The sequence below is a fragment of the Methylobacterium sp. J-118 genome (assembly GCF_057836565.1).
Genome location: NZ_JBYQFA010000011.1, coordinates 1 through 21,526, shown reverse-complemented (window position 1 = coordinate 21,526; position 21,526 = coordinate 1). Strand labels below are relative to the sequence as shown.

Annotated in this window: 27 protein-coding genes; 10 read left to right on the top strand and 17 right to left on the bottom strand. The window is 64.5% G+C overall.

Features of this window, described 5'->3' with window-relative positions:
- Positions 1 to 422: 422 nt before the first annotated feature.
- Entirely contained in the window at positions 423 to 752 is a 330-nt protein-coding gene (locus AC3IF3_RS31155) for a hypothetical protein (protein WP_489231908.1), read from the bottom strand.
- A gap of 216 nt (positions 753 to 968) precedes the next feature.
- On the opposite strand from AC3IF3_RS31155, the gene AC3IF3_RS31150 reads away from it, so the two are divergent.
- Positions 969 to 1,409 (top strand): hypothetical protein, encoded by a 441-nt coding sequence (locus tag AC3IF3_RS31150; RefSeq protein WP_489231907.1) that lies wholly within the window; start codon positions 969 to 971, stop codon positions 1,407 to 1,409.
- 254 nt (positions 1,410 to 1,663) lie between these two features.
- Complete coding sequence (locus AC3IF3_RS31145) at positions 1,664 to 2,332, top strand: recombinase family protein (protein WP_489231906.1); 669 nt, start codon at positions 1,664 to 1,666, stop codon at positions 2,330 to 2,332.
- A gap of 84 nt (positions 2,333 to 2,416) precedes the next feature.
- Here the strand turns inward: AC3IF3_RS31145 and AC3IF3_RS31140 are convergent, their stop codons facing one another.
- The 4 genes from AC3IF3_RS31140 to AC3IF3_RS31125 all read right to left on the bottom strand — a co-directional run bounded on the left by AC3IF3_RS31140 (position 2,417) and on the right by AC3IF3_RS31125 (position 5,454).
- The gene (locus tag AC3IF3_RS31140; RefSeq protein ID WP_489231905.1) at positions 2,417 to 3,619 is read right to left on the bottom strand and encodes a DUF3644 domain-containing protein; all 1,203 of its coding nucleotides are present in this window, start codon (positions 3,617 to 3,619) and stop codon (positions 2,417 to 2,419) included.
- Positions 3,620 to 3,901: 282 nt separating this feature from the next.
- Positions 3,902 to 4,126 (bottom strand): hypothetical protein, encoded by a 225-nt coding sequence (locus tag AC3IF3_RS31135; RefSeq protein ID WP_489231904.1) that lies wholly within the window; start codon positions 4,124 to 4,126, stop codon positions 3,902 to 3,904.
- Positions 4,127 to 4,538: 412 nt separating this feature from the next.
- On the bottom strand, positions 4,539 to 4,736 hold the full coding sequence (locus AC3IF3_RS31130) for a hypothetical protein (protein ID WP_489220972.1): 198 nt from the start codon (positions 4,734 to 4,736) through the stop codon (positions 4,539 to 4,541).
- Between the two features lie 58 nt (positions 4,737 to 4,794).
- Positions 4,795 to 5,454 (bottom strand): nucleotide-binding protein, encoded by a 660-nt coding sequence (locus AC3IF3_RS31125; RefSeq protein ID WP_489231902.1) that lies wholly within the window; start codon positions 5,452 to 5,454, stop codon positions 4,795 to 4,797.
- Positions 5,455 to 6,036: 582 nt separating this feature from the next.
- On the opposite strand from AC3IF3_RS31125, the gene AC3IF3_RS31120 reads away from it, so the two are divergent.
- From AC3IF3_RS31120 to AC3IF3_RS31105, 4 genes are all read left to right on the top strand, one after another.
- A complete protein-coding gene (locus AC3IF3_RS31120) occupies positions 6,037 to 6,822 on the top strand; it encodes a hypothetical protein (protein ID WP_489231901.1) in 786 nt (261 codons plus the stop codon).
- A gap of 563 nt (positions 6,823 to 7,385) precedes the next feature.
- Complete coding sequence (locus AC3IF3_RS31115; RefSeq protein ID WP_489231900.1) at positions 7,386 to 8,177, top strand: sugar transferase; 792 nt, start codon at positions 7,386 to 7,388, stop codon at positions 8,175 to 8,177.
- Between the two features lie 333 nt (positions 8,178 to 8,510).
- Positions 8,511 to 9,356 carry a hypothetical protein gene (locus tag AC3IF3_RS31110; RefSeq protein WP_489231899.1) on the top strand — a complete coding sequence of 282 codons (846 nt, stop codon included), beginning with the start codon at positions 8,511 to 8,513 and terminating at the stop codon, positions 9,354 to 9,356.
- Positions 9,357 to 9,523: 167 nt separating this feature from the next.
- On the top strand, positions 9,524 to 10,027 hold the full coding sequence (locus tag AC3IF3_RS31105) for a YciE/YciF ferroxidase family protein (protein WP_489231898.1): 504 nt from the start codon (positions 9,524 to 9,526) through the stop codon (positions 10,025 to 10,027).
- A 469-nt stretch (positions 10,028 to 10,496) separates the two neighbouring features.
- On the opposite strand, the gene AC3IF3_RS31100 is transcribed toward AC3IF3_RS31105, so the two are convergent.
- Positions 10,497 to 10,994 (bottom strand): hypothetical protein, encoded by a 498-nt coding sequence (locus tag AC3IF3_RS31100; RefSeq protein WP_489231897.1) that lies wholly within the window; start codon positions 10,992 to 10,994, stop codon positions 10,497 to 10,499.
- A 272-nt stretch (positions 10,995 to 11,266) separates the two neighbouring features.
- Here AC3IF3_RS31100 and AC3IF3_RS31095 point away from each other — a divergent pair, with 272 nt between their 5' ends.
- Positions 11,267 to 11,704, top strand: a complete 438-nt coding sequence (locus tag AC3IF3_RS31095; protein WP_489220944.1) for a hypothetical protein — start codon at positions 11,267 to 11,269, stop codon at positions 11,702 to 11,704.
- A 65-nt stretch (positions 11,705 to 11,769) separates the two neighbouring features.
- Here AC3IF3_RS31095 and AC3IF3_RS31090 read toward each other — a convergent pair whose 3' ends face one another.
- The 7 genes from AC3IF3_RS31090 to AC3IF3_RS31060 all read right to left on the bottom strand — a co-directional run bounded on the left by AC3IF3_RS31090 (position 11,770) and on the right by AC3IF3_RS31060 (position 16,759).
- A complete protein-coding gene (locus AC3IF3_RS31090) occupies positions 11,770 to 11,961 on the bottom strand; it encodes a hypothetical protein (RefSeq protein ID WP_489231895.1) in 192 nt (63 codons plus the stop codon).
- A 322-nt stretch (positions 11,962 to 12,283) separates the two neighbouring features.
- Complete coding sequence (locus AC3IF3_RS31085; RefSeq protein WP_489231894.1) at positions 12,284 to 13,240, bottom strand: hypothetical protein; 957 nt, start codon at positions 13,238 to 13,240, stop codon at positions 12,284 to 12,286.
- Positions 13,237 to 13,470 (bottom strand): hypothetical protein, encoded by a 234-nt coding sequence (locus tag AC3IF3_RS31080; RefSeq protein ID WP_489231893.1) that lies wholly within the window; start codon positions 13,468 to 13,470, stop codon positions 13,237 to 13,239. The genes AC3IF3_RS31085 and AC3IF3_RS31080 overlap by 4 nt, the downstream gene beginning before the upstream one ends.
- Positions 13,467 to 13,679, bottom strand: coding sequence for a helix-turn-helix domain-containing protein (locus AC3IF3_RS31075; RefSeq protein WP_489231892.1), 213 nt, complete (start codon positions 13,677 to 13,679; stop codon positions 13,467 to 13,469). The genes AC3IF3_RS31080 and AC3IF3_RS31075 overlap by 4 nt, the downstream gene beginning before the upstream one ends.
- Entirely contained in the window at positions 13,676 to 14,356 is a 681-nt protein-coding gene (locus AC3IF3_RS31070) for a hypothetical protein (RefSeq protein WP_489231890.1), read from the bottom strand. The genes AC3IF3_RS31075 and AC3IF3_RS31070 overlap by 4 nt, the downstream gene beginning before the upstream one ends.
- Before the next feature lie 1,243 nt (positions 14,357 to 15,599).
- On the bottom strand, positions 15,600 to 16,301 hold the full coding sequence (locus AC3IF3_RS31065) for a hypothetical protein (protein ID WP_489231888.1): 702 nt from the start codon (positions 16,299 to 16,301) through the stop codon (positions 15,600 to 15,602).
- On the bottom strand, positions 16,298 to 16,759 hold the full coding sequence (locus AC3IF3_RS31060) for a hypothetical protein (protein ID WP_489231887.1): 462 nt from the start codon (positions 16,757 to 16,759) through the stop codon (positions 16,298 to 16,300). The genes AC3IF3_RS31065 and AC3IF3_RS31060 overlap by 4 nt, the downstream gene beginning before the upstream one ends.
- Positions 16,760 to 17,048: 289 nt before the next feature.
- On the opposite strand from AC3IF3_RS31060, the gene AC3IF3_RS31055 reads away from it, so the two are divergent.
- From AC3IF3_RS31055 to AC3IF3_RS31045, 3 genes are all read left to right on the top strand, one after another.
- Positions 17,049 to 17,315, top strand: coding sequence for a hypothetical protein (locus tag AC3IF3_RS31055; protein WP_489231885.1), 267 nt, complete (start codon positions 17,049 to 17,051; stop codon positions 17,313 to 17,315).
- Between the two features lie 171 nt (positions 17,316 to 17,486).
- Positions 17,487 to 17,747: a hypothetical protein gene (locus tag AC3IF3_RS31050; RefSeq protein WP_489231884.1), complete on the top strand. Its 261-nt coding sequence runs from the start codon at positions 17,487 to 17,489 to the stop codon at positions 17,745 to 17,747.
- A gap of 278 nt (positions 17,748 to 18,025) precedes the next feature.
- Complete coding sequence (locus AC3IF3_RS31045) at positions 18,026 to 18,460, top strand: hypothetical protein (protein WP_489218398.1); 435 nt, start codon at positions 18,026 to 18,028, stop codon at positions 18,458 to 18,460.
- 547 nt (positions 18,461 to 19,007) lie between these two features.
- Here AC3IF3_RS31045 and AC3IF3_RS31040 read toward each other — a convergent pair.
- The 4 genes from AC3IF3_RS31040 to AC3IF3_RS31025 form a co-directional block, all read right to left on the bottom strand.
- The gene (locus tag AC3IF3_RS31040; RefSeq protein WP_489231883.1) at positions 19,008 to 19,496 is read right to left on the bottom strand and encodes a hypothetical protein; all 489 of its coding nucleotides are present in this window, start codon (positions 19,494 to 19,496) and stop codon (positions 19,008 to 19,010) included.
- A 298-nt stretch (positions 19,497 to 19,794) separates the two neighbouring features.
- Positions 19,795 to 20,259: a hypothetical protein gene (locus tag AC3IF3_RS31035; protein ID WP_489231881.1), complete on the bottom strand. Its 465-nt coding sequence runs from the start codon at positions 20,257 to 20,259 to the stop codon at positions 19,795 to 19,797.
- Positions 20,260 to 20,270: 11 nt separating this feature from the next.
- Positions 20,271 to 20,714, bottom strand: a complete 444-nt coding sequence (locus AC3IF3_RS31030) for a hypothetical protein (protein ID WP_489231879.1) — start codon at positions 20,712 to 20,714, stop codon at positions 20,271 to 20,273.
- 298 nt (positions 20,715 to 21,012) lie between these two features.
- Entirely contained in the window at positions 21,013 to 21,366 is a 354-nt protein-coding gene (locus AC3IF3_RS31025; RefSeq protein ID WP_489231877.1) for a hypothetical protein, read from the bottom strand.
- Positions 21,367 to 21,526 lie beyond the last annotated feature (160 nt).

The following is a 21,526-nucleotide window of genomic DNA, read 5'->3' as shown; positions in this document are numbered from 1 at the left end:
GCATGGGGGGCGCCTTGATGACGCCAACACCCTAGCTGAACCGGAAAGCGCCGGCTGCCGCGCCGCCGCCACATCGGTACAAAATGCGAACAGCAGGGGTCGCTCGGCTTCCTTTAGCACCGGCGTGGAGACAGCGAGAGCCCATAAAAAAACCCGCCGTCCTGAGGCGGCGGGTTTTTGCAGGGTTCACACTCTTCGATCCAGCACGCCAAGGAAATTACCGCTCGAAGAGCCACTATCCCTGCTGGTCGTGGTTGGGTGGACTGTCCTTGTCCGCATCAGCGGTGCGCGATGCTCGGGGGCTGGTGCCGTGATGTCTCATGGCTGACCTCCTCTCCGGTGTTGGCGCCGCATGCGATGCGCGCCGAGACCTTCAGGCTAGGAGCGTCCGCCGGGAATGGCAAGCGCTCGCGCGGCCTGCCTTACTCGCAGACCCGCACGCGACGGATGTGCTCGACGCCGTAGGGATCGATGAAGCCGCGCCGTTCCACGTGGCAGACTTCCTCGACGTAGACCGGCGGCGGGGCGCGGTAGACCGGCTGGCCGGGGTAATAGCCGTTGTTGGCTGAGGCGATCGCAGTGCCGGCGACCACACCGCCGAGTACGCCTAGCGCCGCGGCACCGCCCACCCCTATGCCGTCGCGGGCCTGGGCTGCCGGCTGGCTGGCGCACAGGATGATCGTGGCCAGAGCGGTTGCAATTGATCCACCGAACAGCAGGTCCACGAACCATGTAATCGTGTAGTCAGGCAATCTGATCACTGGCCTAAGTCGTTGTAAGCACAAGAGGCGATTTGATAGCGTCTGACAGCGTGTACACGCAGCGTGTGCACTTGGATGCAGCACACTGCTCTAACTAAAACGGCGTAATTTTTCCTTGATCAATGCACGAATAGCTTCATATAGATCGCGTACGGAGCGATTTTGTTCCGAAGCTCAACACCACCAGCAAGAGGAAGCGCCATTTACATGAAAGGCGAATGGAAGACAATTGCCAATAATTACGCGCCTGCCAATGATTTGGGCTTACTGGATGACGTGCTCTGCACTGATCAACTTTGCAGCGACCGGCGCGCGTACAAGCGCAACTCGGACAACCCGACCAGATCAGAGCTGCCTTCGGGGTACGACATCATGTTGTGCGACGACCCCACATCGGATCTGACAGCAATGGTGGGCCGGGAGGCGATCGTTTGCCTGGACAGCGGCCAGCTGGTGTTGAGGCAAATTCAGCGGTCAAGCAAATCAGGCCTGTATGATCTGTGCGACCGGTTTGCCGACCCCGTGCGCGTAACGCGCGATGTACAGCCCCGCTGGGCTGCAGCTTTGGTCTGTGGGATTGTGGGCACCCACTGGGAGAAGATGCTGGCGGATGGCCAAGTGCAGAGCATCACGGACAGCCTGCATTAGCTCAAAGGCCCGGGCCGAGCCTTGAGGGACATGGCTCGGCTCGCTCGCCGTTCGGCTTCAACCCCCGAAGCCGGAGCGACGCCCGCTGGATTACGGCACGCCGCCGGTGGCCACCATTGGTTGCCACCGGCGCAGGCCCAGGACTGGGCTACCCGCTGTAGACGGCCAGGACGGTAACGAACTGGCGAGACACCTGCCGTATCGCACTGGGCATCGAGGGATGCACAGACCGGCATCCGACAGGGGCCAGGGCCGTGGCGGGACGCTTCGTTTCATACCTGCGGGTCTCAACCGATCGGCAGGGCCGATCCGGTCTAGGGCTCGAAGCCCAGCGCACGGCGGTCGCCGGCTACGTCGGCGGCGGTCGGCTCGTAGCCGAACTCGTGGAGGTTGAGAGCGGCCGGCGCAGCGATCGCCCGCAGCTGGCCGAAGCCCTGGCTCTATGCCGCGCCCACCGGGCCACGCTCATCATCGCCAAGCTGGATCGGCTGGCGCGCAACGTGGCCTTTATCTCCACGCTCATGGATGGTGGGGTGGAGTTCGTGGCGGTGGATTTCCCGCAGGCGAACCGGCTCACGATCCACATCCTGGCGGCCGTGGCCGAGCACGAGCGGGAGATGATCAGCGCCAGGACGAAGGCCGCCTTGCAGGCCGCCAAGGCACGCGGCGTCGTCCTGGGCGGCTTCCGTGGGAGGCCTGGGACGGCCCAGGAGGCCGCCCAGGCCCGCGCGGCCAAGACCAAGAAGGCTCAGGCCCGCGCCCAGGCACTGGCGCCTGTGGTCGCGCGCCTGGACCCGGGTGGTGCCCTGTCCCTGCACGGGCTTGCACGGGCGCTCAACGGCGAGGAGGTGCCCACCGTGTCGGGTACCGGCGCGTGGACGCCTGCTGGGGTGCGACGGCTGCGCCAGCGCCTTGCCGCGTAGGACAGGCGCAGGATCCCGGCGGCGCGGGGTGGTATTTGGACATCGACCCGGGTGTGGCAGGTGAAAGACCTCGTTATTAGGTAGTTACGCCCTTTTTTTCGGCCGCGTCCAGCCACCTGCCAGCTTTGCTATGATCGCGTCGACCCAGTGTTCGTACCAATACCAAGTTTTGGCTACGGTAACCCCATAACCCTTTCCCGGGTTCTTTGCCTTTATGTCATTACAAATCAATGTGTGATCACGCATATTAAAATCTGTAAAACCAGCCGCCTTTATTTTTTCTATGATTTGTGAAGGGAGATACTTTTGCCTCTCAACCTCCTTTAGTAACACACGCTCGGCAGCTTCAGCCTCTGGAGATCCTGGCTTAACAAGTTCGACAGCTAAATCACTGTTAGATAATTTACTTGTAACCATGGGTATGAGGGCAACACGGTACCGAAATCGATGATCTCTCCGCTCATCCTCCGTCAGCGTCTTGTGGAAATTATCCATAGCCGTAGAGATATGGGCCGGTACATCTGCGCCGGTTAAACTGGATCGCTGTGCTCCATCAAAGGTAACGAATTGCAATGCAATAGGTAAGCGTTTTTCGAGCGCAAATTCTTTTCCGAAAAGATCTTTCAATGCGTCATTAAAATTTAGACAGCACGCTTGAAGTTTTGTACTCAATAAATTGTCGATACGGGTCGTCATCCTGTGTTCTATCTCGTTCCTGATCTCAATAAGGAATTTAAGATTGTTTATGACACCCTTATCAAGCGGGCAGTGGCCTGTTGTTATACACTGGTGTAATTCCCAATACTTTTCTGCGCCTTCGCTGGTTCGTACGACAGTACCACCCCGCTTGTATCGATAGTCCACGCTTTTGCGACGATAGTATTCGTGGAGCATATAAGTCCAAGCTATAATGGCAATTGTAATAAAAATTTCCGTACGAAAATATAAACCAGCACCATTAAACGTATAGACGGCCGCTGTCATGGCCTCCCGTGCCTTTACTAACAGTTCGTCACCTAAGTGGTGCAGACCGGTTTCCGCGTCGACGTTCGGCCAAGCCGAAAGAAAGCTGTCAAGTTGTTCTGCGGTTGCTGCCTTGATGCCTCGATGTTTTAACTCGTCTCTGATCTCACTTATACGTGCGTGATTTATTGAGCGTGACGGCCGGGTAAAATAAGCTTGAATATCTTGTGGGACGTACCCTTTTGCAAGCATCGATTTAACAATGGCGATTTCCCAACGAGCTAACGTGTTGGCTGGTCTTCTAGTCATAGTTCCCCCCAGCATTTAGACCGGCATATTTGCCTGATCGTCGGCAAAGAATGCTAGGAGGCCCTACCCCTCGCGTTAGCAAGAACAAAATGGTGCTCCCGCCGGATCAGCATGGTGGTGGCCGTGGTGGCTCAGCCAACCCTGGCGGCAAACACCCAGTCCGACAGCCCCCACTCATGCCCTCGGCCATCGCGGTAGACGGCAGTGCGGTCAACCGGCGGCGGTTCTACCAGCGTGACGCGACCACGCTCGGGCCGGACCTGCCGCCGGTGAAATGGCACACCGTCGAGTAGCTGATCAGGCGACCGCCCTGCCAGCTGCCAGGGCCGCAGCGCGCCAAGCGTCTCGATCGGCCCGTACGCGAGCCAGTTCGTCCTGTAGTGCCTGAATCTGCGCGTGCAGCTCGCCGGCGTCCACCGCCAGCTCGACGCACTGGTCCTGGGTCTCAGCCAGCTGCTGCTTGAGTTCGGCGACTTCGCGTTGAAGGGCGAGGCGACCAGCGCTCGAAGAGGCTTCGTTCAACGCCCGACCCGCTATTCCCAAGTGGCGACGCGGGGGGCTGTACCCTCGTGGTCGCTTACCGCCGCCGCTGTACCGGAGGCATTGCCGTCCGTTCAAGGGCAGCTACGGCGAGCCCAATCCCGGCACACACGCCAGACAGGCCGACAAGGAAGCATGCGGTGATCATTCGGCCCCGGGCCCGCTGACGGCGCCGGCTGCGGCGGCGCCCAAGGCAGCTGCCAGTGCGGCGAGGATGGCGGCTTCGATCATGGCTGTAGCCCTGACAGATCCTGGCCGGCTGAAGCCCCCGGCCCATGCGGCACAGGAACAACCTGCCGAGCGGGGGTTAATGATGCGTTAACCATGATCCAATGACGACAGTGTATTAGTATAATCGTGCACTGTTGCGACTGCACACTACTGTCCTGACACACTACCGTCCTGACACGCCTTTTAGGCCGCCGTGCCCCTGCGCGGTTAGGTAGGCGTCCAGGGCATCGAGGTACACATCGTGCGCCTTGCGATCCTCAGTGAACGCGATCTCCTTGAACTTCCGCGCCACCTTAGGATGCAGGTAGAGCATCACCTTGGCCACGTCCTTGGCGGGCTTGGCGGGGGCTGGCGCTTCCACCAGCTCGGCCACAGCATGAACCGGCGCCGCGGCTGCCTTCGGTGTCCCGCCTAAAGCCTCAAGCGCGGCGTTTCGCTTCGGCGGTGCCATTGTCTGCTCCCATCTTCTTGCTGGCCCAGGCCCATAGCTCACCGATCTCTGCGGCGGCCTTTCCGTCCGGGGCGAATTCGTGAACGCCCTGCCCGAGGGCATAGGCGTACTGGTGGTCGATCCGGGCGGCGACCGGTACCGGCGCCACCTCCCCCGATGTGCTGAGCCGCATCGTGACCGCAGTGGTAAGCCGGGCCTGCTTGTTCGTGGGCGCCTGATTGATGACCAAGGCGTACGGGCGACCCATCGCCTCCAAGGCCCGGATGGTAGGCATGGTGGCCTTTACGTCTGCCTCGCTGGGCCGCACGGGCACCAAGGCCAACGTGGCCTCCCGCATGGCCCCGCGGGTGGCGTGGCTGTCGATGCCAGGCGTGTCGATCACCACCAGGGTGAACCCTGCGGTCCGCAACCTGCCCAGGGTCTCGGGAACCGTACCTGCTTGGTTGTGATCCAGCACGGCAGGCGTCTCGGCCGATCGCGTCTCGTACCAGCCCGTAGATGTCCCCTGCGGATCTAGGTCGAGGATGCACACTCGCTCCCCGGCAGCCTCAGCTGCCACCGCAAGGCTTACGGTCAAAGCGCTCTTCCCGGTGCCACCCTTCTGGGTGACGAGGCTCAGGACCCGCATGGGCTCCCCCTGCTGCTGTACTAGCTCACAGCCATACCTGCGCACCGGCATGCTACTGAACCGTTAAGCCAGTCCACTGGCGTGGCGGTACGCTGTTACGCCGGCACATAGGTGCACTGGCCCACTGATCCAGCAGCACGCTGGCACGCTGCTGCACGGGCATACCGATGCACTGGCGCGCCTGTATGCCGGCATGCAGCTGCATTAGTGCACAGGCACGCTACTGCAAAATTCTGGCCCTGGTCGGCTAGATACCAGCACACTGTCGCGCTAGCATACCGGCGTGCTGGCAGGGGCGTTTGACGAACGGCACCGCTTCGGCCGACATGGAGGTTTCCGGTCAGGGAATCAGGGCGATTCCCTACCGGATTGGGAGAGATCACCGCCGCGAGATAGCCCTGAAACGACTACGGCCCCCCTGTCGCCAAACAGGAGGGCCGCGAAATCGAAGTGGCCTGGTGGGGCCCACAGACAATCCCCATCAGCCACATGGCACCTCTAGGTGTCAAGCGAGAACGCCAATTCTCGCACCGAGAAGTCGTGCCTGGACCCTAGCCGCGGCCCGTAAGGGACCGGGAACGGATGTTCGTGTTCGAGGAGATGCGCGCCGCCATCGAGGCGGCAGCGCTGGATAGGCTCGCCACCGTGGCGTCTGCCATGGCCCAAGCCTATGGCGCCGGCGGCCTGACGGATGCCCAGTATGAGCAGCTGGACGGCCTGCTGGCCGCACGGCGCCGGGTAGGGCAGGCGGTACCGACCCGCGGCCGCACGTTGGCCGCCGTGTGCGCCCAGGTGCTGCCGGCTGCGGCCCCTGCCCCAGCAGGGCAGGGGACCGCGCCCGCGCAGCCGCACCACGGCACCGGATCGCGCCCCCGCACGCCTGAGAGCAAGATCCGGCGCCGGCACTGGGCCGCGGGCGGGTACATGCCCCTCAAGCTGGCGGCGGCGTTCACCCCCGGGGAACAGGCTGTGATGGCCGTGGTGGGCAAGCACATCGCGGCCCGGGGCACCTGCACCCTGGCGGTGGGCGCGATCGCGGCCCTGGCCGGCGTTAGCGAGACCACCGTGCGGCGCGCGATGCGCCAGGCCGCCCTGGTGGGCCTGCTGACCATCGAGGCGCGCCGGATCACCGGCTTCCGCAACGACACCAACGTGCTGCGGATCGCCAGCGCGGAGTGGGCCGCCTGGCTGCGCCTGCGGCTGCCCCGCAGCGCCAGGGCGGATCTGGGCACAGGGTGCCAATCTGTGCTGGGCACGGGGATCGGTAGTAATTTTAAGGGAGCCGCTGCCCGATTTAAGCCGGAGCAGGAGCCCGCTGCACGTGCGAATCGCACCACCTGGCCTGCGGCACGCGGTGCGGGCGCCTAGGCCGGCCGGCCGCTCGCGGAAAGCGGCGAGCGGCCGGCCCAGGCTTGTGAGGTTGGAGCTCAATTCGGAATCCGCACGGCCAGCGGAACCGGCAAAGGGCTGCCAGGAGGCAGCGGGCCACCCCAAACGCGCGGGCCGGTGAGAATCGTGCGCGGGTCGTACCTCGCCTGCAGCCATGCCGTGGCATCATGCCGGCGCTCGTCTAATCGCACGCGGCAAACGACACGCTGCCTCAACAAAGCTGGCTTCCACTTTCTACACGCGCCGCACTATGGGTCGTTCAGATGAATTTGACGCGCCGCACAAACGCCTCATCGGAAAGCGTTATCTCGACATATGCCCGGTAGAAAGTGCGTAGTTTATACGCAGATAACCGATGCAGTATGTCCTCAGCCCTAGCAACCAATTTGCGGCCAAGCTGCCACGTCTGGAGCGTTTTTCACGTATTTGTGCTTTCAGAAACACTTGGCCGCCAACTTGGCAAGACAATTGCCGTTTGCTAGAGACTGGAAAGCGATAAATTATTAACCCACGCCATTGGCCTCACCCGAGGAGTTGAGACCATGCCCCGTCATGCCGAAGCCCCCATCTCAGCTGCTGTTTTTGCGCCGCAGCATGAGATTGAGATATCGGGAGCAACTGAGCACGTGGCGGGTCAGTTGATCGTGCAGTTGAGTAACGTCGCCGAGATGGTAGGCGACACGGTCCTACCCGAGACGCCGTTCGTCGCCCGGGGCCTGCGCCTAACCTGGGCTGCCAAGCGCGGCCTCGATATCACGGTAGCAGCCACAGCCCTGTTCCTGCTCCTACCGCTGCTTCTGGTTATCGCCGCCCTGGTCTGGGCCGGCGACGGGCGTGCGCCGATCTTCCGTCACATGCGCCTCGGCCGCGACGGGCGCAGCTTCGGCTGCCTGAAGTTCCGCTCCATGGTAACCCACGGCGAGGCCATGCTGGCTGCCCACTTGGCTGCCGATCCGCAGGCCCGGGCCGAATGGGATGAGACCCATAAGCTCATCAACGACCCGCGCATCACAGCAATCGGCCAGGTCCTGCGCAAGACCTCGCTCGACGAACTGCCGCAGCTGTGGAACGTGCTGTGCGGCGAGATGAGCCTAGTCGGGCCGCGGCCTATCGTGCCGGCCGAGGTCGCCCGCTATGGCCAGGCGTTCGCCACCTGCTTTGCCGTCCCACCCGGGGTTACCGGGCTGTGGCAGGTGTCAGGGCGCTCGGACACGAGCTACGCCGAGCGTGTGGCGCTGGACCTAGACTACGCCAGCCGCTGGAGCCTGCGCCGGGACCTGGCGATCATGCTGCGCACCATTCCGGCGGTCCTTGCACAGCGTGGAAGCCGGTAACACGCCCTCAAGGACCGCGGATTCACCCTCATCGAATACGGGGGCGTTTTTGCACAGGTGCCAAAACTGCATCGTGCCGGCAGCGTAGGCGGCTAGGCCGACGAGCATCCAATGCATGGTCGTATCCCCTGGCACCACCAGCGCATCGCCGTACTGATACGCTTCGAACCCCTCTTCATTCAATGAAAGAGGGTAACTCAGGCAATATAATGTCTATCACAACGTTTGTTCGAGCACGTGCGGCAATTTTGTTCATCTGATCCGCGTTGCGCGAATGCCGATGCCGTCAGCGAGACATCATGCGGGCGGCCGGTGTGACGAACGAGAGGAGTAATGCGCTACCCTAGCAAAGCCGAGATCATGGCGTCCGAGGCCCGCTGCATCTACTGCGCGGCTCCGCACACCACGGTGGAGCACATGCCACCCATATCTATATTCCGGGGGCGGAAACGACCGGATGGGCTGGTATTCGCCGGGTGTGCTACCTGCAACAACGGTACCGGCGCCGCGGATCTGGTGGCGGGCTTCATCGCGCGGCTCAGTCCACGGTACGACCAAGCTAGCTGGAAGATCGAGGAGGCGAAGGCGCGTGCTGGCATGCTGGAAGCCCAGGCGGCGGGCTTCCTCGGCGAGTTCTTCGACCCGCGCCAGCGCACCACCGAGTGGTTTCCTACACCAGGCGGCATCCACCGCCCGATGACTGTCATGCGGTTGAGCGGGCCGCTGACACGGGCCTATCTCGATGTCTTCGCCGCGAAGCTAGGGATGGCGCTCTACCGCCACCATTGCGGCCACCCCTTGCCCCTCAGCGGGTTCGTGATGTGCGGCGCCTACCTCAACGCCGGGCTGGCACCGGACACGGCCAAGGCGCTCCTGTCGATCATGCCCGACCAGTCGGGGCTGAGACAGGGCCGGCGCAACCATGCGGATGATCAGTTCATCTACCGGTTCAATACGGACGGCCGTTCCGTGGTCGCTGCCCTCGCCCAGTTCCACGATGGGCTCTACGTCAGCGCCTCGGCCTTCGCGGACATTGAGCCTTACGGCCAGGTGCCGTTGCTGCCCAACCATCGCCGCGTTCGACCGGGCGAGCTGCAGGGCATGATGCCGTACCGGTCCAGGCTACGCGCCGCACAGAGGGTGCCGCTGGTCGCGCGGGCCGAACCCTCACCATCCTGATAGCGGCCCTCCGAGGGTTGATCCGCACCCTTTAGGCCGCCTGTGCCATGCAGCGGTTGGACCCGGCAGGAACATCGCTTCTCCCCAACCTGTTTCCGCCATGAGCGCACAGACTTGTCATCTGCCGCCGCAAAAAGAATATCCGACTAATTTTTTAGGAGACCGCCATGGGTCTGTTCACAGCCGATATCAAGACCTTAGACGATCTGTTCGTTCACCAGCTGCAGGATATATACTATGCTGAGCAACAGATCGCGAAAGCTCTGCCAAAGATGATCAGTAAGGCTACTGATCCGAAGCTAAAGCAGGGGTTTGAGACACACCTGCAGGAAACCGAAGGGCAAATCAAGCGTCTAGAACAAGTGTTTCAGATGCACGGTCTCAAGCCGAAGGCTGTCGATTGTCCGGCGATCGACGGTATTCTCAAGGAGGCGAACGAAGTTGCGGGCGAGGTCGGCGACAAGGAAGTGCTTGACGCTGCGCTAGTGGCTTCGGCTCAAGCTGTCGAGCACTACGAGATCACAAAGTATGGCACCATGATCGCTTGGGCCAAGCGGCTCGGCCGCGACGACTGTGCCAGCGTACTGCAGCAGACTTTGGACGAAGAAAAGGCCACGGATCAGAAGCTAACCGCCATGGCCGAGAGCAAGATCAACCAGAAGGCTGCATAGTAACGGTTTCGCCGGGCGGTCGGGTGAGGGTCGGCGCGGTGCGGCGGGACTGAAGACCGCAGGGCGCCGGCCCACAGCCAATGAACCCCAGAATGGTGTGCGTGCGCACATGAGCAGCGCGATCCGCCTCAGATGCGTTCCTAGACGGTTGTTTGCTGCGCTGCGGTAGCTAAGTTGACGGTGCGGGATCACGATGGCGTCGTGGTCGCGTAGCCCTTCCAAGGGCGTTTCCTCCCTAGACTTCGGGCCGCTCCCTTGGGGGTGGCCTTTTCTTTGTTCGACGTAGCCCAGGTGGCTGAACGCATGAGGCCCGCCGTCCGGGGGGGATGGAGGCGGGCCTCAGCCACGACTATGCCGACGAGGCCGCGCACCACGGGCCCTTTCTTTGGAGCCGGTGCGCTGCTTTGACGGCGTTCGGGCTGCGCCCGGTCGCTAATGCCAAGATGACCAGCAAGACGCTAACACGCGGTTACAGGGTCGGCTTGGTTGGCTTCAACTTCGTCATCCGCAAGCCGGCTTTTCGTCGGCAAATCCGTAGACCCAATGCCGCCAGCTTGGGGGTCAGCGCGGTCAGGGCCTCGCGCAACGCGACCTCATCCTGCCAGCCACCAGCTGCCACCAGCACCGCTGCAGCATGCCGGCCACCGGCCGCCAGCGGTGTCAGGGTGCGCACCATTCGCTCCGTGCTGCCAATGCCGCCCAAGGGTCCGCGCAGCAGCAGCGCGGCGGTATCCGTGGCGAACAGACGCCCCGCCGGCGGCTGAAGCCCAGGCTGCACCTGCTTGGCCAGCGCCTGGGCGGCCGAAGCGGCCCTGGCGGCCGCCTCGGCCTCGGCCTGTCGCCGGGCGATCGTACGGCTCGACGGGGGGCGCCGTACAGGTTCAGCCGGCTGATCGCCTAAGCGGATCCGGCAGGTGACATCACGCGGGTTCGGCGTGCTCAACCGCTTTACGGTGGCGACATCCACGCCTTGGATCACGCACCGTACATTACGCTGTGGGGGCGGCGTCTTCGCTACAGCGGCTCGCACCAGTCGGGCAGACTTCACGTTTTCGTTCATGTCCAAGACGTAATGTAGATGGTTCGACCAAATTGGCAGAGCGCTAAAATCCGAATTGCTTGTCCGAAGACTGTAAAACTGAACAGATGCTAACAGGCTTGTTCAGCAAGCGTGCCCCGAATGGCGCGCACCGTTCCCCTACGACCCGCCACACCGGCTGGCCGGACAGGAGACGGATCATGGCATCTCGCACCATCGCCGCGGCCGCAGCCGCCGGCTTCGCCCTGACGCTTACCGCAGCCTCGCCTGCCTTCGCCCACGGGCATGGACATAGCGGCCACCACGGGGGCGGGCATCACCATGGGGGTGGCCACCACGGTGAATGGCACCACGGGGGCCATCATGGCGGTTGGCACCCGCATGGTGGTGGACATCATGCCTGGGGTGGCCCGGGCTGGCACGGCGGTGGCTGGCACGGCGGCCGTACGATCGTGGTGGGTCGGCCCTATCCGGTATGGCGTGGGCCCCGAACCGTGGTGGTCGGGCGTCCGTATCCGGTCTACCGGGCGGCCGTACCAGTCGGTTATGGCCCAGGCTGCCACGTAACCCGCAGCGTCGGCCTCACACCCTGGGGCTGGCACAAGATCGTCACCACGAAGACATGCCTGGTGCCGTAAGGCATCGGCCGGGTCCGCCTCGGGGGCGGCCCGGCCTACCGCCGGCCGCCGTGCTGAAGCTGCGGTCACTGCAGCACCACCGGTACCGCTAGCCCATCCTCGTCCAGAAACTGGTCCAACGCGACCAAGGCCCCTGCAGCCAGCCCGGCTGCCCTTGCCATCACCTGGGCTCGTTCGCGCACGTCAGTGATCTGCAACAGATCACGTTCCTGCAGGCGCTCGTTCAGCTGCTGCAGCCCGGGGCGGGTGCCCGACATCCACGGCGGCGCGGCCCAAGATCTTGATCTCGATTTTCATGGGATCCTCGGAGAAGTAGGCCGCCGCCCGAAGGGCAAGAACTGGCGGCGGCCGGCCGATCCTGGCGCAGCAGCGCAAGATCGGATCTTGTAAAAGGTGCCGGCTCGTAACCTTCAACGTTGCACACTTTGCAGTGGCGGGGCACGCAGGTTACTTATGGCTGTCGGACTGCCGGCTTAGCCCTCAATGTCTGCCCCGCTATACTGACCAGACCTCCACGGACGGGCCAGTAATTGTTGATCTCGGGGTGGTGCCGGGCGCGCTGTCGCGCCCGGTAAACTGTCAGGCCTGTCCGGACAGCAGGCCTGCGAGCGTCGAGGGCCTGCGCTGCTCGTTCTCCGCATCGACCGTGCCGACCAACACCCACTCCACCCGCTCCGCAGGTGTGGGAGGGGAGACGACCACCGGCCGGTCGAGCACCTTCAAGACAGCATGCGGATCGGCTACACCACGACGGTCGAGCGGCGCGAAGAACGGCCGTTCACCGGCTTGTATGCCCGGCAGGCTGACGGATATCGCGAGCCGATCAGGCGCGTTGCCCGGGTCGAAAGCCGAGTGCCGCCGCTCAATGAACGTGCGCCTGACCAAGTGCTCGACGCCACCCCGGCTGTGGCGCAGCAGCCCACGATCGTCCTTCGTCACCTCCACCAGGTGCTGCGCGATCGCATCCGGGCGCGCGTCCCCGGGGTAGCACCACCGGGTCACCTGCTGCTCGCTCAACAACTGCGGGAGTGAGCCTGGACGGTTGCGGACGGATGCCTCCACGCCGGGGATAGGCTCGACACCAGCCGGCAGATCGGCGTTGGCCGCCTCCACCGCGATCTCGGTTTCAGCGAGTGCCCGGAGGACGTCCACGACGGCCTGGGCGGCCGCCGGGTACATTTCCAACAGGACCTCGCGCATCTCCATCGCCTGCCGTGTAGCGGCTTGGTACCGCTGCAGCTTAACGGCTTGGGCCTCCCTCTCGATGGCCACGGCGTGGCGTTCGGCCAGCTTGGTCGCGACCGCATTGGCCTGATCAACGCGGATCTTGGCCTTCCTGCAGGCAGCGTCCAGGCCATCCACGTATGCATCGTCGGGGTTCAGTAGGCCGCTCTCATAGGCTTCCTGGGCCTGGGCGAGGGCCGCGCGGGCGGTCTGCAGCTCAGTGCCGGCGTCACGCACGGAGACGGCCAGTTCGTCCGCGGTGGCGTCGTTGCGCTGAGCGGTGCCGATGAGGGACTTCAAGGTCTTCATCATCGCGCGCTCCCCTGGTGAAAGCTGTTCCGGGCGTTCTGCTTGGCCACGATGTCGTCCCAGGAGAAGCCCGGCTCGGCCGCGCGCGGCGCCGCGTCCTTGGGGACAGCGCCGGCAGCCGGGCCTGGCGCCGGGCTGGCCGATAACGCGATGCCTTGCTGGGCCCGCAGGTGCGGCGGGGTGGCGATGGTGGCCAGCGCGGCCAGGGTGGTTTTGACGTGGGCGGCGTTCACTTCGGGGTCCCCTGGGTGGCATGGCCGACGCGGGGCAACCGCCCGACCAACTGCGTGATGCTGTCTTCCGTGATCAGCACCCGCCGCCCGCACTTCACCGCCTGCAGATCCTGCGCCCTGATCAGTTCGAGCACCTTGGTCCGGCCAAGGCCCAGGCGGGCCTGGACAACGGCGATGGTGCTTAGGATCGGGGCGGGTCTGGGGGTCATGCTCGATGTGCTGCGCCGGCGACTGATCGCGAACGACCACGATCATGAGCGTACATCGGCGGATCGTCATTGGACGAGAGATCTGCCAACCCGTTGATGTTGCTGGGCACAACCAACTGCACGAACCGATCCCACACACCGGGCGGGATCGCGTGCCACCCGAGCAGCCTGAGTAGGGCCTGCGTGTGGACGCGGGCGGCGCCGGTGGCCCCAGAGTTCAACGCGGAGAGCAGCGACCCGGACAGGTAAACCCAGGTCTCGGGCAGATCCGTCAGCCCCCGCAGCTTCCTGCCCAACCGTGCAGCGGCGTTGGCATGTCGATCGGGGCCGGCCTTGAACGCCCCCTTGGCCAGGAGCACGCCATCCACGATGCGGTGGGTGTATACGACCCGCTGACCACGCCCCGGCGCAATGAGCGTCGCGGCGTGTAGAGCCGCGGCCCAGGCCGAACGCCTGGTGCCGAAGCGAATGGCGGTGTGCTCCCCAGCCAACTGGATCGACACCATGAAGGCGAGGGCGAACCGGTCTGGATCCTCCCAGAACGAGCGCCCACGGTCGCCCTGCCGGCGCTTCCGGCCACGGTACTGCTGGCGCTCGATCTCGGCTGCATCGGCTATGGCCTGGACCAGCTGGCGGATCTCCCGGCTGGGGCGGAGTTGCGAGGGCTGAACAGTCATGCTGGACTCCCGGATGAGAGCCGATTTTATCAGACTGGACAGTGGTTTAGGTGTGGCAGAGGTGGCCCAGGGTGGCTGTTTTTTGTCGGATCCGGCCCGATACCAGACTGGCACTGGGCAAAGGGCAAAAATCCGCAACTCGGGGGCTGCGCGGTCGGCGCGGCTCCTCCCACCGTTAGACGGTCCCTCGATCGTCCCCCGTACTCCGGCCGCGGATTGGCCCGCCATTACTCTGGCTGCCCCGTGGGCGGGCGACAGCCTGATGGCCCGTGGTCGGATGGCCCGGCCAGCCAGCGCCAGCCCTGGGGCAAATTTGAGCGCCTGCCATCGGGCGGGGGTGCAGCCGGGTCGGGCGCCTCTATAGGAGGCGGCCGATCCTGCGAAAGATGCACGCCTCGATGGTGGTGGCGCCCCCGGCCTCGTCGGCGCAATCACAACTGCAGATCAGCGTTCATGAGTTGTATAGTATACTTCGTTACAGTTTGAACGAGTTCTGTGGTGCTTGTATTGTGGCCTATACACGAAGTGTTTTGAGTGCACCACATGTACGAGCGCCGCGCAAAACTACGAGTGCGGGCCACGATCGAGGGCCACGCGGCGTTTCCCGGCGTACATGCCGAGGTACGCTGCCTCGTGGTGAACCACTCACCGGTGGGGGCCTGTCTCTCGTTTGTGCCGGGTACCGCGGTGCCCCGCTACTTCAACCTGGCCATCGGGCATGAGCCGGCTGCATCACCCGTTCGCGTGATCTGGAAGCGGGAGGATGCAACTGGTGTTGCCTTCGTGCACCCGCGGATGGCGCCGGATGTGATCCCTGGGTAGCTGCCGTTACCGCCTTTGGTGGCGCCGCGATGAGGGGAGTGGGGGGCGCGTGCCCGTCAGGGCCGCGAGCGCCCCTCACCACCGCAGATGTGAGCGCCAGCCCGGAATTGTGAGATCGGCGGCCAGGGTGTGAGAATGTGAGGTGCAGGTGTGAGAATTTGGCGCCGGGGTGTGAGAAACGGAACCGTGGCGGCGGCTCACAGGCCCTAGTGTGATGCTACAGGGCTCCATCTTGCTCCGTAGCACCAGCATCTGACGCTACCAGTGCCCAGGTCGGTCGGGCGGGTCGGACGAGGTCGCCCATAACGCACCCCAGGGGGTGCTGGGCGCCCCGCCGCCCCGCTTCGCCAGGACGACATGCACACCCTGGAAAGTTTGTGCGCGCCATATACCACAAGGTACCGCGCACAAATTTTCCAGCCTAAGCCAAGGCGGCTTGGCGCTCGCGCTTCACCCGCTCGTACAAGGCCGTTTTGCTCTCGCCCTCACGCTTCTCGACGGTGCGGGCAATGCACTGGTCACGCGGCGTTTTGGTCTCGCCGGTGGCAATCCGTTTCGCCTTCATACGCTCCCGGTTTCGGATCCGGCGCTGCTCCGCGATCTCCTGTGCTGTGACGCCGATGGCCCCGAGGTGGGTGAGGCCAAGCCGCTCCTTTTCCAGCGCGGTGATCTGCAGGTGCCGTCCGAGATCTTCGGATCTGTACGACACCCGTTGGTAGCTGCGGAACCGATCCATCACCTCCTCGATTTCGTCGGCTGCCAAGTTCGGCGTATGCCTGGCTACCCATTCGGTGACAGCGAAATCCAAGGTGCCGGGGGCGCAGCAGATCACCAGCTGGGCGACGATCGCCTCGAAGTACACGATGGCGTACTCCGTGCGGCAAGGGCCGCGGTGACGGTACCAAAGCAGCTTTGAGATCTGCTGCCGCCGTATGCGGGCAGGCATCAGGATATGCGGCGGCGGCTTCCGCGTCGCAACAGGTTGCTCTTGGTTCTGGGCGTTGGGCGCGCTATGTGTATGATCACACGAGTTAGACTTCTTCTCGAAACCCTCCGGTGCCAGCCGTGAGGGTTTCATTTTGTCCTGTTGCGCGCCGCCGCCCCGTTTTGGGGCTGATGTCATAGTATTCCCGCCTCCTTATGAGCTTGTCGTACACGTTCCATGTAGGCGATATGCACGAGTTCCCGAGCACATCGCCAAGCAATTTGCCCCTTTAGCCCTTGCCTCAGCAAGCGTTTTTCGAGGCTTTTCACCTCCTGATCGCGCCGTTTGTCCAGATCAGGTGCGTATCCGTGAGGAAGTCTTTCAATCACCTCAGCTACCACGCTAGCGTTCCTTGCCAGCGGGAACGCCAGCACCGGCGTGGGGCTCAGATCGCGCGGCTGGCCGACCCTGGTGCGCTGCCCAGGCGCCTGCGGGGCCCGTAGGCGGCGGCCGCCTGCCAGGCGGTCCGCTGCCGCCTTCTCGGCTGGCGTGGGCTTCCTGGGCCTGCTGGCGCGCTTTGGCTTGGCCGGCGCGGGCTCGGCATCGAGGGTGATGCCGGCGGTGGTGAACAGGTCGGGCGTGTTGGTGTCGGGCATGGTGGTGGAGCTCCACTGCACCCTGGTGGTGATTCCCTGCTCCTAGGGCGCCAAGAGCGCATATCGCGCCGTCCACAGGAGAGATGGCGCCGCCGGCCGCCTCGGCCTCGCGCATGAACTCGGCCCTGATGGGCTCGGCGGCTGGCGCAGAAAGCTCGTACAGGACTGATGCGGGCAAATCGGCCACGTTGGCCGATTTGGACCCAAAGGCCTCGGCCGCGTCCATAAAGCGGCGCGCGGATCGCTCAGCCATCGAGAACTCGGCCTCGATCCACGGCAGGAAGTTGCCGTGGCCAAGGGTGCGCGTCACTATGCGAACCGCATGCGCCTGCTCCGTCCGATCCTGATCCTCGCCCTGGCAATCGCGGTGCCCACCGTGACGGCCGCCCCCAGTTGGGCGCAACGTGCGCATGGGCGGCGGCATGCGGCAACGGCTAACACCCCGGCAAATGCGGGCGCGGCGGTCTGCCGAACCCGGGCCCGCGATTACGCCTATGAAAAGCACGCCGACGTCGGCCAGGAGCGCCTGTTCTTCAACCACTGCATGGGCCAGTAGGCCTGTCGAGCTACGCGCTGGTGTGACGGCGATACCGTGCACCTTGGCCAGGGCGGACACGCATGTCTGCCCCGCTCACGCACGTGTGGCCGCTGTCGCAAGCCCTCATTAAGCCGTCCGGCCCTACCGCCGGTACGGTACGTCCGTCGACGTTGGCCCATCAGGACCCCTATGAAAAAGCTGCTCGCGATCGCCGCGGCCATGGTCGTCTGCGCGGGCCCCACAGTCGCCTGGGCTGATCAGCCGGCCCGGGACTGCGACCAGGATCCCGAAACGACGGGCTCGCTGTCCGCCGACCCGCGCAGCCTGTACATGCCGGGCGCGCGGTCGGTCAGGGCGGATACGGATCCGCCCGAGGTCAGCTGGCAAGACGAGGCCCTGGAAAACTCCGAGCAGCGCAGGCGCGATCTGCTCGATTGCGGCGTGGATTGACGCGCTGGATGGCGGGCGCAATCGGCCAGCGATAGCTCGACCCAGTAGTGGAACTCTTGTTCGTTCCACCGTATTGACCCGACAACTGCATCGAGCGACACCGCCCCGTATTGCTCGATGCAGAAGCGCCCGGCCCAGGATCATCTCCCCTGGGTCGGGCTTTTTTGTCTATCAGCAACACATTGATACAAAACTGCGACGCCGTGGGTATTCCACGGGCGGATCCGTTTTGCGGGTACCCAGGTTGTTTGGTGACGACATGGATAGGAGATGATCCTGTGAAACGTCTTGCTCTTGCTTCAACGGCGCTGCTGGCTGCCATCGCCTTCGTGCCGACCGGCGCTGATGCCCGCGGCTTCGGCGGTGGTGGCTTCCACGGTGGGGGGTTTGGTGGCGGTGGCTTCCGCGGCGGCGGCTATGGCGGCGGTTTCCGCGGCGCTGGCTTCCGCGGCGGCTACGGTGGCTTCCGCGGGGGGTACGGCGGTTACGGCCGAGGATATGGCTATGGCCGCGGTTATGGCTACGGCGGCTACGGTCTGGGTCTGGGCCTCTTGACCGGTGCAGCTGTCGGATACGGCCTCGCTGGCGGCTACGGGTATCCCTATGGCGGTTATGGATATGGCTACGGCGGGTATGCTCCGGTGGGCTACTACGGCGGACCCTACGGCTACTACCGCCGCCCGTACGGCTACTACGGTGGGTACGGATACTGAGCCGAGCGCAAGCACACGATACACCCGGTCGTAACCGGGTTCTGCCATCCTGCTGTTGGGCCAGGTTGCATATCGGCCCACCCGCAGGTGAGATCAGACGCTCCTCCGCCCCGTGAGCAGATCGGGGCGGGGCCGAGCGGCCGATGCTCAGCATTGGGCCGCGCAACCGAGCGCAGCCGAATGCGTTCATGGGAAGCGGCGCTGTTGAGCGCCTGAGGCTCCCCCGATGCTCCTGATCATGGCCCTGGTGGCAGGCACATTCGCGCTTGCCGGCTCGTTCTCGCTCATTGCCATGCTGGCGGACTAACGTTCCCGCCGAAAAGTCCGGCCGGGAACTTCGATCAGACCCTGCGCCTTGGCCTCCCACAACTTCAACGGAGGCCAACATGGGCTCGGATGTAGACGCGGCACGCGAAGCCTTCGGGACAGTGCCGCCAGGCCGGCCGATCGGTGAGGCAAAGAAGCCTGATCCTGCAGCTGGCAGCAGTGGCCCGAACTCGCCTGGCAGCCCAGAGCCGGACGACGGCGTGGGTCCCGAGAGCGGCGGCTACGACAACCGGCCGGACCTCCCTAAACCGGACAACGCTAAAGGTGGCCACGGGGCTGGCTGACGTGCGCTGACCAATCCGTGCGGCTTCATCGGGTAGACGGTGCCGCCGCGCTCCACCATACGCGCCGGCTGCATCTTCGCTTCGTGCGAAGATGGCAGCTCAGCTCTGAGCTTGCGCACGAAGCTCTCTGCAACGGCACAGCGGCGTGCGATCTCACTGTTGTTCCACTGCGACCACTCCTCGTCTTCGAGAAGCATCAGTACAGCGCGGCGCTTGTCAGCGTTGGTGCGGCGCAGACCGTGGTCTGCGTTGGCGCCGGCACTGTGCAGGATGGCATCGCGCAGGCCACCCTGGCGCACCTCGCACGGCAGCTCTGCCAGATCCGCCTGCAGGTCTGCGGCGTGCCGGCGGAAGCCCTTAGCCAGCCAGAAGCGATCGCCCTCCTGAAACACCACCAGGGGCGGAAAGGCGGCGCTGGCGGCCATGGCGCTTCAGCGCTGCGACAGCCTGCCGCGTGACTGAAAAGCGAACACGTGCAGTGTGTGTTAACAGGTTGCTGAGAGCATCACGCCTGGAACGAGGCGCGAGCGGCCAGCCGACCAAGACGAACCGCTCACGTCCCGGACCTGGCAGGAGTGGAAGTCTGGCGCGGGGTCCATACCCGCGTCAGCACCTGCCTGACCACTAGGGTACTAGTCCTCTAGGGGTCACAGACAGCTTGTCCATGGCTGGTTAACAAGCGCTTATCGTGCGCTAGATTTGGCGCACTGGGTTAACGGGATCTTACTCGACCGGCAGGGGCTGCTCTGCAGGCGGCCGTACCTCGTACGGTGCTAGGAATGCCGCCAGATCCCGCCCGATCGACGGGTAGTGCCACAGGTCGCCCCATTTCGGGGTGTGGCCATGCCGGGCCCTCACCCATTCGAAAAACAGGTCGTGGGGCACGAGGAACCACGCGCGCGCCGCCCCGGGGGTGTACGACGCCGATGGGAACAGCATCAGCAGCTGCCGGCCGCCGTACCGGCGCCAGTCCACTAAGGGCCGGCCCTTGAGCTGCACGCCGGACAGCGCGCCCGCGGGATCGCGCACCACCAGGTCCTCGCCCTCGATATCTGCTTCAGGGCGGTAAACGCGGTATCCGCACCGGATTAGCAGCGCCGTGGCCTCGGCGCGGTTTGCAGCCTCGGTATGGGCCTGCCGGAAGCGGGATCCTGTGTCGGGCTCGTTGTCCAAGGTGGCCTCCTGCACGCGCGTGTATCCTACACGCGCACGGCCGCCTTGGTGGGCTCCTGGCCATCTGCCAGCCGGACATCGAGCGTGCGCCGGATCACGCCAGGATCGGCCGCCTCAGCGTCGCGCAGCTGGCGGGCCTCGTGGAGTGCCTTCGGCGAGATCAGATCGGCGCCGCTGACCTCTTCCGGTGCCGAAAAGCTGCGCTCGCCGTTGGATCGGATTTCGCCCCGCTGCTGGGCCGCGTCGTACTCATCCGCCAGCCGGCGCTTGGCCTGCGCCTCGATCTCCGCGGCGTCGGCCTGGGCACGGTGGGCTGCTGCTCTGAGGTATGGTGTGGAAGCGCACCTGAGAGTAGAAGCAGCGCCACTTATGCGCGCGCCACAACCTATGGGCGGTTGTTCGCTGCAGTGCAGGTGCATAGGTCGGTGCTGTGGGACGGCGATGGCGTCGCGGTCCTGCAGCCCTCCCAAGGGCGTTTCCTCCCAAGACTTCGGGCCGCTCCTTCGGGGGTGGCCTTTTTTCTGCCCAGCCACCTGCTAAAGCAGCGCTTCCCCCGCTGATGTGCCCGAGGCGTTCGCGACACCACACGGTGCTGTTGCGGGTGGACACGCGATGACAGGCGATGTGCGGGCCAGTTCCTTGCACCTCGCCCTTGAAGCCTTGGCCGGGCGATCGCGTGAGGGTTGGCGCATGCGGGGGAACTGGACACCGCGGGGCGCCAGCCCACGGCCTATTATTGCAGGCGGTGCGCGGCGGCTCCGATGTAGATCAGCGCCGCAGCGCCTCGATCCAGGCCTTCACTGGATCCACCACGAACGCCACGTACGCCGCCCACGTCCGTGCCCAGCCGTTCATGGGCATGTCGGCATCGTCTGGGCGGGCGGCCATCAGGGCGGCCACGTACCGGTCTTCATGGGCCTTGCACTCATCTAGCGCGTTGCGCTCCCGGCCCGGCCTGCTGTCGCGCTCGGGCTGGCTGTCATATGCCTGGCGCACGCAGCTGTGCCACGCCTTTTCCAGGGCCGGCAGGTCGGCCGGCTCGGCCGCCAGGGCCGAGACCGGCCCGGCGCTGGCAAGTGCCACCAGCGCGATCAAGCCCGGGACGTGCAGCTGCCGGCTCACCGAATGGCGCCAGCGGTCTGTGCAACCTCTGTTGCCGAAAGTGAGGCCATCTCGCCCGCGGCCTGCTGCAGCTGCTGACGGACCACACCGTCCGCCAACGCCACCAGGCCAACGAGCAGCAGCCCGATGAAGGCGCCACGGACGAGGATCAAGCGGTTGA

Coding starts and splice junctions, on each gene's coding strand:
- AC3IF3_RS31115 (WP_489231900.1), top strand. CDS start 7,386: ATGCCCCGTCATGCCGAAGCCCCCATCTCAGCTGCTGTTTTTGCGCCG.
- AC3IF3_RS31125 (WP_489231902.1), bottom strand. CDS start 5,454: ATGCGGGTCCTGAGCCTCGTCACCCAGAAGGGTGGCACCGGGAAGAGC.
- AC3IF3_RS31060 (WP_489231887.1), bottom strand. CDS start 16,759: ATGCCCGACACCAACACGCCCGACCTGTTCACCACCGCCGGCATCACC.
- AC3IF3_RS31140 (WP_489231905.1), bottom strand. CDS start 3,619: ATGCTGGGGGGAACTATGACTAGAAGACCAGCCAACACGTTAGCTCGT.
- AC3IF3_RS31120 (WP_489231901.1), top strand. CDS start 6,037: ATGTTCGTGTTCGAGGAGATGCGCGCCGCCATCGAGGCGGCAGCGCTG.
- AC3IF3_RS31110 (WP_489231899.1), top strand. CDS start 8,511: ATGCGCTACCCTAGCAAAGCCGAGATCATGGCGTCCGAGGCCCGCTGC.
- AC3IF3_RS31095 (WP_489220944.1), top strand. CDS start 11,267: ATGGCATCTCGCACCATCGCCGCGGCCGCAGCCGCCGGCTTCGCCCTG.
- AC3IF3_RS31075 (WP_489231892.1), bottom strand. CDS start 13,679: ATGACCCCCAGACCCGCCCCGATCCTAAGCACCATCGCCGTTGTCCAG.
- AC3IF3_RS31070 (WP_489231890.1), bottom strand. CDS start 14,356: ATGACTGTTCAGCCCTCGCAACTCCGCCCCAGCCGGGAGATCCGCCAG.
- AC3IF3_RS31150 (WP_489231907.1), top strand. CDS start 969: ATGAAAGGCGAATGGAAGACAATTGCCAATAATTACGCGCCTGCCAAT.
- AC3IF3_RS31065 (WP_489231888.1), bottom strand. CDS start 16,301: ATGACATCAGCCCCAAAACGGGGCGGCGGCGCGCAACAGGACAAAATG.
- AC3IF3_RS31090 (WP_489231895.1), bottom strand. CDS start 11,961: ATGTCGGGCACCCGCCCCGGGCTGCAGCAGCTGAACGAGCGCCTGCAG.
- AC3IF3_RS31085 (WP_489231894.1), bottom strand. CDS start 13,240: ATGATGAAGACCTTGAAGTCCCTCATCGGCACCGCTCAGCGCAACGAC.
- AC3IF3_RS31040 (WP_489231883.1), bottom strand. CDS start 19,496: ATGGCCGCCAGCGCCGCCTTTCCGCCCCTGGTGGTGTTTCAGGAGGGC.
- AC3IF3_RS31105 (WP_489231898.1), top strand. CDS start 9,524: ATGGGTCTGTTCACAGCCGATATCAAGACCTTAGACGATCTGTTCGTT.
- AC3IF3_RS31050 (WP_489231884.1), top strand. CDS start 17,487: ATGAAAAAGCTGCTCGCGATCGCCGCGGCCATGGTCGTCTGCGCGGGC.